Origin of the sequence: Streptomyces sp. NPDC050508, assembly GCF_040655155.1 — a bacterium.
Lineage (GTDB): Bacteria > Actinomycetota > Actinomycetes > Streptomycetales > Streptomycetaceae > Streptomyces.
In genome coordinates this window covers 312943-324704 of the sequence record NZ_JBFAJJ010000004.1, presented here as the reverse complement: position 1 = coordinate 324704, position 11762 = coordinate 312943, and the positions used below count along the sequence as shown (strand labels likewise).

Annotated in this window: 11 protein-coding genes; all 11 read right to left on the bottom strand. The window is 69.9% G+C overall.

Features of this window, described 5'->3' with window-relative positions; all coding sequences use genetic code 11:
• Positions 1–52: 52 nt before the first annotated feature.
• The 11 genes from AB0I69_RS13850 to AB0I69_RS13800 all read right to left on the bottom strand — a co-directional run bounded on the left by AB0I69_RS13850 (position 53) and on the right by AB0I69_RS13800 (position 11743).
• Complete coding sequence (locus AB0I69_RS13850) at positions 53–1654, bottom strand: glycoside hydrolase family 13 protein (RefSeq protein ID WP_363095834.1); 1602 nt, start codon at positions 1652–1654, stop codon at positions 53–55.
• Between the two features lie 40 nt (positions 1655–1694).
• Positions 1695–2570 carry a carbohydrate ABC transporter permease gene (locus AB0I69_RS13845; protein ID WP_363095833.1) on the bottom strand — a complete coding sequence of 292 codons (876 nt, stop codon included), beginning with the start codon at positions 2568–2570 and terminating at the stop codon, positions 1695–1697.
• The gene (locus tag AB0I69_RS13840; RefSeq protein WP_363095832.1) at positions 2567–3523 is read right to left on the bottom strand and encodes a sugar ABC transporter permease; all 957 of its coding nucleotides are present in this window, start codon (positions 3521–3523) and stop codon (positions 2567–2569) included. The genes AB0I69_RS13845 and AB0I69_RS13840 overlap by 4 nt, the downstream gene beginning before the upstream one ends.
• 4 nt (positions 3524–3527) lie before the next feature.
• Positions 3528–4874, bottom strand: coding sequence for an extracellular solute-binding protein (locus tag AB0I69_RS13835; RefSeq protein ID WP_363095831.1), 1347 nt, complete (start codon positions 4872–4874; stop codon positions 3528–3530).
• A gap of 110 nt (positions 4875–4984) precedes the next feature.
• Positions 4985–5983, bottom strand: a complete 999-nt coding sequence (locus AB0I69_RS13830; protein WP_363095830.1) for a LacI family DNA-binding transcriptional regulator — start codon at positions 5981–5983, stop codon at positions 4985–4987.
• Between the two features lie 81 nt (positions 5984–6064).
• A complete protein-coding gene (locus AB0I69_RS13825) occupies positions 6065–6760 on the bottom strand; it encodes a GntR family transcriptional regulator (protein ID WP_363095829.1) in 696 nt (231 codons plus the stop codon).
• 73 nt (positions 6761–6833) lie between these two features.
• A complete protein-coding gene (locus AB0I69_RS13820; protein ID WP_363095828.1) occupies positions 6834–7835 on the bottom strand; it encodes a proline racemase family protein in 1002 nt (333 codons plus the stop codon).
• Positions 7836–7886: 51 nt separating this feature from the next.
• Entirely contained in the window at positions 7887–8783 is an 897-nt protein-coding gene (locus tag AB0I69_RS13815; protein ID WP_363095827.1) for a dihydrodipicolinate synthase family protein, read from the bottom strand.
• Between the two features lie 74 nt (positions 8784–8857).
• Positions 8858–10297 (bottom strand): FAD-dependent oxidoreductase, encoded by a 1440-nt coding sequence (locus AB0I69_RS13810; protein ID WP_363095826.1) that lies wholly within the window; start codon positions 10295–10297, stop codon positions 8858–8860.
• The gene (locus tag AB0I69_RS13805) at positions 10290–10592 is read right to left on the bottom strand and encodes a (2Fe-2S)-binding protein (RefSeq protein ID WP_363095825.1); all 303 of its coding nucleotides are present in this window, start codon (positions 10590–10592) and stop codon (positions 10290–10292) included. Before AB0I69_RS13805 ends, AB0I69_RS13810 begins: the two co-directional genes overlap by 8 nt.
• On the bottom strand, positions 10589–11743 hold the full coding sequence (locus AB0I69_RS13800; RefSeq protein WP_363095824.1) for an FAD-binding oxidoreductase: 1155 nt from the start codon (positions 11741–11743) through the stop codon (positions 10589–10591). Before AB0I69_RS13800 ends, AB0I69_RS13805 begins: the two co-directional genes overlap by 4 nt.
• Between the last annotated feature and the right edge of the window lie 19 nt (positions 11744–11762).

Sequence of the window (11762 nt, the reverse complement as noted above, 5' to 3'; positions counted from 1 at the left end):
ACGGTCGACACCCGCCGGTCTCCGGTCGACAGCCGACAGTCGCCGGCCTGCGTTATGCGGTCTGCAGCCAGACGGCCGTGTCGCGCGGAAGGCGGCCCTGGTCGTCCAGTGGGCCGCTGGTCAGCAGGAGTCGGGTGTGGGCGGGGAGGTCGGCGGGTGTGTCGGAAAGGTTGACCACGCAGATCGCGCCCTCCGCGCGGGTGAAGGCGAGGACGCCTTCGGGGGCGGGCAGCCAGGTGAGGGGGCCGTCGCCGAGGGCCGGTCGGAGGCGGATCGCCTCGCGGTAGAGGTTGAGCATGGAGTCGACGGTCTGCTGCTGACGGTCGACCGCATACGATGTCCAGCCGGCCGGCTGCGGAAGCCACGGCTCGCCGCGCGAGCCGAATCCCGCATACGGTGCGTCGGCGACCCAGGGCAGCGGCACCCGGCAGCCGTCGCGGCCCGGGTCGGTGCCGCCGGACCGGAAGTACATCGGATCCTGTATGCGGTCGACCGGCAGCTCGACCTCGGGCAGTCCCAGCTCCTCCCCCTGGTAGAGGTAGACCACTCCGGGCAGGGCCAGCGACAGCAGCGCCGCCGCCCTGGCGCGCCGGGTGCCGAGGGCGAGGTCGGTCGGGGTGCCGAAGGCCTTGGTGGCGAAGTCGAAGCCGGTGTCGGTGCGGCCGTAGCGGGTGACCGTGCGGGTCACGTCGTGGTTGCAGAGGACCCAGGTGGCGGGCGCGCCGATCGGGTCGTGCTCGGCGAGGGTCTCGTCGATCGAGGTGCGCAGTCGGTCCGGGTCCCAAGGGCAGGACAGGAAGGAGAAGTTGAAGGCGGTGTGCAGTTCGTCGGGGCGGAGGTAGCGGGCGAAGCGTTCGGTGTCGGGGAGCCAGACCTCGCCCACGAAGACGGCGCCGTACTCGTCGGCGACGGCCCGCCAGTCGCGGTAGATGTCGTGGAGTTCGTCGCGGTCGACGAAGGGGTTCGGGTCGCGGCCCTCGACGAAGTCGGGCAGTGCGGGGTCCTTGGCGAGCAGTGCCGCCGAGTCGATGCGCACCCCTGCGACGCCGCGCTCGAACCAGAAGCGCAGGATGTCCTCGTGCTCCTGACGCACCGCCGGGTGGGCCCAGTTGAGGTCGGGCTGCTCGGGGGTGAACAGGTGGAGGTACCAGTCGCCGTCGGGGAGGCGGGTCCACACGGGTTCGGTGGAGCCGGCGAACTGGGACCGCCAGCCGTTGGGCGGGAGTTCGCCGTGCGCGCCGCGGCCGGGGCGGAAGTGGAACAGGTCGCGTTCGGGGCCGCCGGCGAGGGCGGCACGGAACCACGGGTGCTGGTCGGAGACGTGGTTCGGCACGATGTCGACGATCGTGCGGATGCCCAACTCCCTTGCCTCGGCGATGAGTTTCTCGGCCTCGGCGAGCGAGCCGAAGGCCGGGTCGATGGCGCGGTAGTCGGCGACGTCGTAGCCGCCGTCCTTCATCGGTGACAGGTACCAGGGGCTGAACCACAGGGCGTCCACGCCGAGTTCGGCAAGATAGGGCAGTCTGGAGCGGACGCCCGCGAGGTCGCCGGTGCCGTCGCCGTCACCGTCCGCGAAGCTGCGGACGTACACCTGGTAGATGACGGCGGAGCGCCACCAGTCGTCCTGGCTGAGGGCAGGGGTGGGCTGTCCCACGGTGCTGGCCTTTCTGTCGAGGAGCGTCGAGGGGGCGGCGTCAGCCCTTCGTGCTGCCTGCGCTGATCCCGGCGATGATGTGCCGCTGGAAGACCAGGAACATCGCGACCATGGGGATGCTCGCGATCACCATCGCGGCGATGAGCACGGTCAGTTGGATGTTCTGCGACAGCTGGACGAGTGCCACGCTGATCGGCTGTTTGTCGGTGTCGGAGAAGACCATCAGCGGCCACAGGAAGTCCTGCCACACGGCGACCAGGGCGAAGATCGACACGACGCCGAGGACGGGCCGGGACATGGGCAGCACGATGGACCACAGGATGCGGAGTTTTCCGGCGCCGTCGATCTCGGCGGCCTCCATGACGTCGCGCGGGAGTTGGTCGAAGAACCGCTTGAGGAGATACAGGTTGAAGGCGTTGGCGACGGCGGGGAGCCAGATGCCGAGGGGGCTGTTGAGCAGGCTGGTGTGGATCAGCGGGAGGTCGGCGACGGTCAGGTACTTCGGTACGACCAGTGCCTGCGCGGGAACCATCAGGGTCGCCAGGATGCCGCCGAGGATCAACTTGCCGAAGGCGGGCTTCAGTTTGGACAGGGCGTAGGCGGCGGCCGTGCACAGGACCAGTTGGAACGCCCAGGCGCCGGCGGCCTGGACGACCGTGTTCCACAGGTGCTGCGGGAGCTGCATCAGGTCCCAGGCGTCGGTGTAGCCGCTGAGGTGCCAGTGCTTGGGGATGATCGTGGGCGGGGTCTGCGCGATCTCGTCCGGCGACTTCATCGCGCCGGTGACCATCCAGTAGACGGGGAAGAGGAAGGCGAGGGCGAAGAGCACGACGACGCCGGTGAAAACGGTCCAGTAGACGGCCCTGCCGCGGGGGCGGGCGAGCGCCGCCGGGGAGAGCAGCGTGCGGGTGGTCACAGGTCGTCCTCTCCGGAGCGGGTCAGCCGCAGATAGAGGGCCGAGAAGACGCCGAGCAGCACGAGGAGCATCACGCTGAGCGCGCAGGCGCCGCCGAAGTCGTTGTAGAGGAAGGCGTATTTGTAGATCAGGTAGAGGACGGTGACGGTGGCGCTCTCCGGGCCGCCTCCGGTGATGACGAAGGGTTCGGTGAACACCTGCATCGTGGCGATGATCTGAAGGAGCATCAGCATCAGGATGACGAACCGGGTCTGAGGGATCGTCACGTACCGGACGCGTTGCAGCAGGCTCGCGCCGTCCAGCTCGGCGGCCTCGTACAGCTCGCCGGGGATGGACTGGAGCGCGGCCAGGTAGATCAGGACGGTGCCGCCCAGGTTGGCCCAAGTGGCCACGATCACCAGGGAGATGAGGGCGGTGTCGGTGCCGTTGGACCAGTTCGAGGTGGGCAGGTGCAGGAAGCGCAGCGTCTCGTTGGCGAGGCCGGCTCCCGGGTCGTAGAACCACTTCCACAGCAGGGCGGTGACCACCGGCGGGATCATCACCGGGAGGTAGACGACGACTCTGAAGAAGGCCTTCCAGTGCCTCAACTCGTTGAGGACCAGGGCCAGTACGAACGGGATCGCGAAGCCGATGAGCAGGGCCAGCAGGGTGAAGACGAGGGTGTTGCGCCAGGCGGCGGTGAACTCGGGGTCGTGCCAGACCTGGGTGAAGTTGGCGGTGCCGACCCACTCGGGTGAGGAGCCGGGCGTGTACTTCTGGAAGGCGATCACGACCGCGCGGATCGCCGGGTACCAGGAGAACAGGGCGAAGCAGATGAGGCCGCCGATGAGGAACGCGTAGGCACGGGCCTGGTCGAGGAGGCGGCGCCGCCCCCGGCCCCCTACCAGGGGCGGCGCCTCGACCTGTCGTACCGTCGTCGGCTCGACGGGACTCCGGGTGGCCGTCCGGGTCATCGGGTCAGCCCCGGGCCAGGATGCCGTCGATCTTTCCGGAGGCGTCCTTGAGGAGTTGGTCGATGTTCGCGTCCTTCTTGGTGAGGACGGCGGAGACGGTTCCGTCGAGGACGGAGTAGATCTGCTGGGCGTCCGGCGGCTCGATCTTCATCTGGAGCGACTGGTTGCCGTCGAGGAAGGCCTGGTAATTCGCCACCGGGACATTGGAGTTGGCCTTCTTGACCTGCTGGTCCTTGGCGTCCGCGGCGCCGGTGAACAGGCGCGGTTCGGGCAGTCCGACGGGTGCGTTGGCCTTCTTGGCGCGGGCGTAGTCGCCGAGGAAGCCGCTTCCCGGGGTGAGGAACATGCTGTCGAGCCACTTGAGGCCGGCGCGGATCTGGGCGGGCGTGTCGTGCTTGTTGAACATGTAGCCGTCGCCGCCGATGAGCGTGCCCTGGCCGCCGGGCATCGGGCCGAGGGCGAGGTCGTCGTAGTTGCCGCCCTTCTCCTTGACCAGGATCGGGATGTTGTCCGGCGCGGAGAGGTACATGCCGAGCTTGCCCGAACCCATCAGCTGCTGCACGTCGTTGATGACGAGGAGCTGCTTGCTGCCCATCGAGTTGTCGGTCCAGCGCATGTCGTGCAGGTTCTGCAGGACGGCGTGGCCTTGCGGGGTGTCGATGGTGGCCTTCTTGCCGTCGGCGCTGACGACGTCGCCGCCCTGTGAGTACATCTCGGCGGTGAAGTGCCAACCCCCTTGGTTCTGGGCGCTGTAGTCGGCGTAGCCGATGGTGCCGTTGCCGAGCGCGGCTATCTTCTTGGCGTCGGCGCGGACTTCGGCCCAGGTCGTCGGTGCCTTGTCGGGGTCGAGACCGGCCTGTTGGAAGAGCTTGCGGTTGTAGATCAGGCCCATCGAGTAGCCGGTGCGCGGGATGCCGTAGATCTTGCCGTCGACGGTGTAGATGTCACGCAGCTGCTTCTGCAGCGTGTCGTAACTCTTCAACTCCTTGATGTACGGCGTGAGATCGGCGGCCTGGTTGATGTTCACGACGTGCTTGGCGTCGGTGAAGTACGTGTAGAACACGTCCTCCATCTGGCCGCCGGCGAGTTTGGCGTCGAAGGTCTTCGGGTCCTGGCAGGGAAACGCGTCGTGGGTGACGACGTCGATGTCGGTGTTCTTCTTCTCGAAGGCCGCGACGTCGGAGTCGAAGAACTTGCGGTCGACCTTGGCGCTCTTGGGTGGCTCGCAGTTGACCGTGATGCGCGTCTTGCCGCTCGCCGAGTCGCCGCCGGACCCGCAGGCGGCGGCAGTGAGCGCGAGAGAACAGACGCCGATCGCGGCGAAGGTGCGGCGGAACCCGGTGCTTCTCATCGGTGGACCCCTCTGGGCAGGAGCGGTGGGCGCCGCACACTCAAGCACCGCCGACACCTGTCCGCAAGATGTCGCGCAGAATCTGTAATTATTCGACAGCTCGATGACTCTCAGCCGCGCGGGGCTTGCGCGGTGGAACCCCTGACTACCAGTTCGGGTTCGAAGAGCAGTTCCTCGGCGGGTACGGCGGCGCCGCCGATCTGTGAGTTCAGGAGTTCGACGGCCGCGCGCCCCATGGCCTCGATGGGCTGGCGGACGGTGGTCAGCGGGGGCTCGGTGCAGTTCATGAAGGCGGAGTCGTCGTAGCCGACGACGGAGATCTGTGACGGTACGTCAAGTCCCTTGCGGCGGGCCGCCCTTACCGCTCCCAGGGCAAGGGGGTCGCTGGCGCAGATGATGCCGGTGACGCCCCTGTCGATCAGCCGGGAGGCCGCGGCGTGACCGCCCTCGATGGAGAAGATGGCGCGCGAGACGAACTCGTCGGGCAGGTCCGCCGCGAGGGCCCGGGCGGCGGCCAACTTCCTTGCCGACGGCATGTGGTCGGCGGGTCCGAGGACGAGCCCGATGCGCTCGTGACCGAGGGAGGCGAGGTGCCGCCAGGCCTGCTCGACGGCGACCGCGTCGTCGCAGGACACGGCCGGGAAGCCGAGGTGGTCGATGGCCGCGTTGACCAGGACTACCGGGATGTTGCGCTCGGCGAGCAGCCGGTAGTGGTCGTGCGGCGCGTCCGCCTGCGCGTACAGCCCGCCGGCGAACACGACCCCGGAGACCTGCTGTTGCAGCAGCAGCGTCACGTAGTCGGCCTCGGAGACCCCGCCCTTGGTCTGGGTGCACAGCACCGGGGTGAGGCCGAGTTGGGCGAGTGCGCCGCCGATCACTTCGGCGAATGCGGGGAAGATGGGGTTCTGCAGCTCGGGCAGCACCAGGCCCACGAGCCGGGCGCGTTCGCCGCGCAGCTGCGTGGGCCGTTCGTAGCCGAGGACGTCCAGGGCCGACAGCACCGACTGCCGGGTCGAGTCGGAGACTCCGGGTTTGCCGTTGAGTACCCGGCTGACCGTGGCCTCGCTGACCCCGACCTTCTTCGCCACCTCAGCAAGTCGTCGCGTCATGAGCGCAAGAATAGCGCAAGTTATGCAAGTGGTTTGCGTTATGGGAGAGCCGAATGAGTCGGGCCCGGTTCCCCGTGCCGGTCAGTCGTGGGCCGCCCACAGGCCGCGGACGTGACCCAGGTGACGGGTCATGATCTCACGCACGGCCCGCTTGTCACGGTCCAACAGCGCATCCAGGAGCTCCAGATGCTCCTGGGCGGAGGCCAGCAGGCGGCCTGCCTCGACGAGTGCGGTGAGCCCGTAGAGGCGGGACCGCCCGCGCAGATCACCGACGACCTCGACGAGGTGCGCGTTGCCGGCCAGGGCGAGCAGTCCGAGATGGAAGCGGGTGTCGGCCTCGACATACGCGATGAGGTCGCCGGCCACGGCCGCACCGACGATCTCCCGGGCGGCCGGGCGCAGCGCCTCCAGCGAGACAGGGTCGGCGGTCCCGGCCAGCCCCACCACCGTGGGGATCTCGATCAGGGCGCGGATGTGGGTGTACTCGTCGAGCTGCTTCTCGGAGACCGCGGTGACCCGGAACCCCTTGTTCGGGACGGTGTCGACCAGTCCCTCCTTGGCCAGGTCCAGCATGGCCTCGCGCACCGGGGTCGCCGAGACCCCGAAGCGGGCGGCGAGCGTCGGCGCGGAGTACACCTCGCCCGGCCGCAGCTCCCCCGCGATCATCGCGGCCCGCAGGGCGTCGACGACCCGTTCGCGATAGCTGCTCTTCCTGCCGCCCAGCGTGGGCAGATCCGGAGCGGTGGTGGGCGGGGCGCTGGCTCGCTGGACGGCCATCGAATCTCCTAGTCGTGCAATGTCACGCGTGACCCGCCATTATCCCTGAGCCGGAGGACTGATTGTCCCCGAGCTAAAGGACGAATCCGCCCGGGAACGGGTCGGTGGGATCGAGCAGGTACTGGGCGGTGCCGGTGATCCAGGCGCGGCCGGTGAAGCTGGGCAGGACGGCGGGGACACCGGCGACCTCGGTGGTGTCGAGGAGCCGTCCCGTGAACCGCGTGCCGATGAAGGACTCGTTGACGAACTCGGTGTGCAGCGGGAGTTCGCCGCGCGCGTGGAGTTGCGCCATACGGGCGCTGGTGCCCGTGCCGCAGGGTGAGCGGTCGAACCAGCCGGGATGGATCGCCATGGCGTGCCGGGAGTGCAGGGCGGTGGCACCGGGCGCGTACAGGTGGACGTGATGACAGCCGCGGATCGAGGGGTCCTCGGGGTGGACGGGCTCGTCCCGGTCGTTGATCGCCTCCATGAGGGAGAGGCCCGCCTTGATGATGTCGTCCTTGCGGGACCGGTCGAAGGGCAGCTCGAACTGGTCCAGCGGCAGGATGGCGTAGAAGTTGCCGCCGTACGCCATGTCGTATGTCACCGTCCGCCCGTCGGCGAGGGTGATCTTGCGGTCCAGGCCGACGGAGAAGGACGGGACGTTCTTTAGGGTGACGTGCTTCGCCGCGCCGTTCTCGACGGCGACCTCGGCGACGACCAGTCCGGCCGGGGTGTCGAGCCGGATCGTGGTGACCGGCTCGACGACCTCGACCATGCCCGTCTCGACGAGCACGGTGGCCACGCCGATGGTGCCGTGCCCGCACATGGGCAGATAGCCGGAGACCTCGATGTAGACGACGCCCCAGTCGCAGTCGGGGCGGGTGGGCGGCTGCAGGATCGCGCCGCTCATCGCGGAGTGGCCGCGCGGCTCGTTCATCAGGAACTGCCTGATGTGGTCGCGGTGTTCGCGGAAGTACAGCCGCCGCTCGTTCATGGTCGCGCCGGGGATGGTGCCGACGCCGCCGGTGATCACGCGGGTGGGCATGCCCTCGGTGTGCGAGTCGACGGCGTGCAGGACGAGTTTGCTGCGCATGACGCTCCTGAGGAATCGGGACCGGCGGCCACGGGGTCGATACGAGACTGCTTACCCGAGTCCGGCCGCGACGGCCTTCTCGGTGGCGGCGCGGACGGCGGCCTCCTGCTCGGGCAGCAGCGGGACGCGCGGCGGACGGACCGGGCCGCCGTGCCGGCCGACGATGTCCATGGACAGCTTGATGGCCTGCACGAACTCGACCTTGGAGTCCCAGCGCAGCAGCGGGTGCAGTTGCTCGTACAGCTTCTTCGCCGTGGCCAGGTCGCCGTCGACGGCCGCGTGGTACAGCTCGACGGACGCGGCGGGCAGCGCGTTCGGGTAGCCGGCCACCCAGCCCTTGGCGCCCGCGAGCGCGAGTTCCAGCAGGACGTCGTCGGCGCCGATCAACAGGTCGAGTTCCGGGGCGAGTTCGGCCAGCTGGTAGGCGCGGCGGACGTCGCCGGAGAACTCCTTGACGGCGTGGATGTACCCCTCGCCGTGCAGCTTGGCGAGAACTTCCGGCACCAGGTCGACCTTGGTGTCGATGGGGTTGTTGTAGGCCACGATCGGCACGCCGGCCTTCGCGACCTCCGCGTAGTGCGCGAGGACCGAACGCTCGTCGGCGCGATAGGCGTTGGGCGGCAGCAGCATCACGGAGGCGCAGCCGGCGTCGCGGGCCTGCTCGGCCCAGCGGCGGGACTCGGCGGAGCCGTAGGCGGCGACACCGGGCATCACGCGCGCGCCGCCGATCGCGGCGACCGCCGTCTCGACGACCTTGGCGCGCTCCTCGGGGGTGAGTACCTGGTACTCGCCGAGCGAGCCGTTCGGCACGACGCCGTCGCAGCCGTTGTCGACCAGCCAGGAGCAGTGTTCGGCGAACTTGTCGTAGTCGACGGCGAGTTCGTCGGTCAGCGGGAGCGCGGTGGCGACGAGGACGCCGCGCCAGGGACGGTTCGCATTGGTGGCCATGTGGAGCCTCTTTCAATAGGGTGTGACATTTTACTGATGAACAGGCGGTTCGGTCAGTGGTGGAGGGTGGTCGGTCAGTCGTCCTCGGCCTCTCCGGCGCGGGCCAGTACTCCCAGCGGCACCGGACGCGCGAACGGCCGCCGGGACGCGGTGGGCGCGCACCCGGCCAACCCCGCGACCGCGGGCCCGCACATCCGGCCCTGGCACCATCCCATCCCGGCCCGCGTCAGGAGTTTCACGGTGCGTACGTCACCGGCGCCGAGCCCGTCCAGGGCCTCGCGGATCGCGCCTGCGGTGACTTCCTCGCAGCGGCAGACGACGGTGGCGTCGGTGACGAGATCGGTCCAACCGGCGGGCGGTGTGTACACGGTGTCGAGTGTGGCGAAGAACTCCCGCAGACCTGTACGGGACTTGGCAGCCGTCGCCCAGGTGCGCGGGTCGGGTGCGGCGCCGGTCAGGCGTGCGGCGGCGGAGCGTCCCGCGATGTGGCCCTCGGCGAGGGAGAGGGCCGCACCGCCGATGCCGGTGGTCTCGCCGGCCGCCCAGACGCCGGGGACGTCGGTGCGCTGTTCGTCGTCGACGTGGACATCGAGCCCGTCGAGTCGGCAGCCGAGGGTCTCGGCGAGGTCGGTGTGCGGGAGCATGCCGTGGCCGACAGCGAGGGTGTCGCAGGCGATACGGCGTTCGGTGCCGGGCCGGACGCGCCCGTCGGTGTCGAGAGCGGCGACGGTCACCGCCTCCAGCCGCTCGTCACCGTGCGCCTCCACGACGACGTGCCGGGTGAGCAACTTGATCCGGTGGCGCAGGAGTTGGGCCGCGTACTGGGCGCCCTCGGCGACCTTGCCGGGCTGTGCGGCGAGCGCGCGGGCCCGTCGTACGAACGCCTTGGGGTCGGCGGACTCGACCAGCGCGGCCACGTCAACACCGGCCGCCGCGAGGCCGGTTGCCACGGGGAGGAGGAGCGGGCCGGTGCCGGCGACCACGGCGGTGCGTCCGGAGACGGCGAGGGTGCCCTTGAGCATGGCCTGGGCGCCGCCCGCGGTGAGGACGCCGGGAACGGTCCAACCGGGGAAGGGGAGGACCTTCTCGTAGCCGCCGGTGGCGAGGAGGACGGCGTCGGCACGTACCTCCACCGGGTCCTCCTGCGCGGGACCGAGCAGGGCGTGCACGGTGAACGTGCCATGAGGGCCGCCTCGACCGGCAGCACCGGCCTGCTGGTTCGACCGCCGCTCCACAAGCCAGACATGATGGTCCGTCAAGTACGTGACGTGGCCTGCCTTCACGTGCTCTTCGAGGGCGTCCCGCAGCCGCTCCCACGTCCGCCACTGGTGGTGCAGGGCCTGGGGGCGTCCGGCGTTCAATTCGGCGGCGGGCTGTCGGTAGAACTGGCCGCCCGCCTGTGCCGCCGAGTCGATCAGCGTGACGCGGACGCCGTGGGCCGCGGCGGCCACGGTGGCGGCGAGTCCCGCCGGGCCCGCGCCGATCACGGCGAGGTGCGGTCGGTCGTCAGTCATCGTGGCCCGTTCCCTCCTGCGTACGGATGGCGTCTCCCGGGTGCAATGGCACCAGGCAGGCCCGTTGGTTCGGGCGGTCGTTGACGGTGACGAGGCAGTCGTAGCAGACGCCGATCCCGCAGAAGATGCCGCGCGGCCGTCCCTCACCCCGGGTGGTGCGCCAGGCGGTCACGCCCGCCGCCCACAGTGCGGCGGCGACGGTCTGGCCGGGGAGAGCCTCGATCTCACGGCCGTCCAGGGTGACCGCGAAGGCCGGGCCCGGGTGGGCCTCGGCGAGGTCCAGTGGGGATCTCACGCGGTCTCCTCGTCGGGGAAGCGGTCGGGCCGGAAGGGAGTCGGGTCGAGGTCCGGAGTTCTGTCGCCCAGCAGCTGGGCGATCAAGTGCCCTGTGCCGGTGGCGAGTCCGATGCCCGCGCCCTCGTGCCCGCAGGCGTGGACGAGGCCGGGGACTCGGGGGTCGGGGCCGATGGCGGGGAGATGGTCCGGCATGTACGGGCGGAAGCCGAGGTAGGAGCGCATCGCGTGGACGTCGGACAGGAACGGGAACAGCTTCGTCGCGCCCGCCGCCAGCGCCCGTACGACCGGCAGCGAGAACTCCTGGTCGAAGCCGACGCGTTCACGGCTCGCGCCGATCAGGACCGGTCCAGCGGCCGTACCCTCCACGACCGGCGAGGTCTGCAGGGCGGCCGAGTCGCTGGCCACGTCGGCCACGTAGTCGGCGGCGTACACCTTGTGGCGGACCAGGCGCGGCAGGGGTTCGGTGACGAGGACGAAGCCGCGACGTGGGAGGACGGGGAGGGTGACTCCGGCGAGGGCGGCTAGTTCCCCGCCCCAGGTGCCGGCGGCGTTGACGAGCGTGGGGGCGAGGATGTCACCCCGGTCGGTGCGGACGCCTTGGACCGTTCCATCTGCCTTGAGGAGTACGTCCGTCACCGTACGGCCGGTGAACAGGCGGGCGCCCGAGGCCCGGACGAGGTGGGCGGCGGCCAGGGCGGGCATCACCTGGCAGTCCTGGGGGTAGTACACGCCGCCCGGGAGGCCCGGGGCGAGGTGCGGTTCGAGGGCGTACAGGCCGTCACCGCCGACCGGCTCGGCGACGACTCCGGCGGCGCGCTGCTCCTCGGCGAAGCGCTCCAGCGCGGTGAGCCCGCCGGGCGTGGAGGCGACGACGAGGCCGCCCTTCGCCTCGTACTCGACGAACTCCCCGATTCCCTCCGCGAGTTGCGCCCACAGACGGCCGGAGAGGAGGGCGAGGTCGAGTTCGGGACCGGGTTCCTTGTCGGAGACGAGCAGGTTGCCCTCGCCGGCGCCGGTGGTGCCGCCGGACACCGGGCCTCGGTCCACGATGATGACGTCGAGGTCCGCCCGGGCCGCGTAGAAGGCGCAGGCCGCGCCCACCATTCCGGCTCCGACGACCACGACATCGCAGGTCAGTCGCTTGCTCACAGCAGTACTATGTCACATG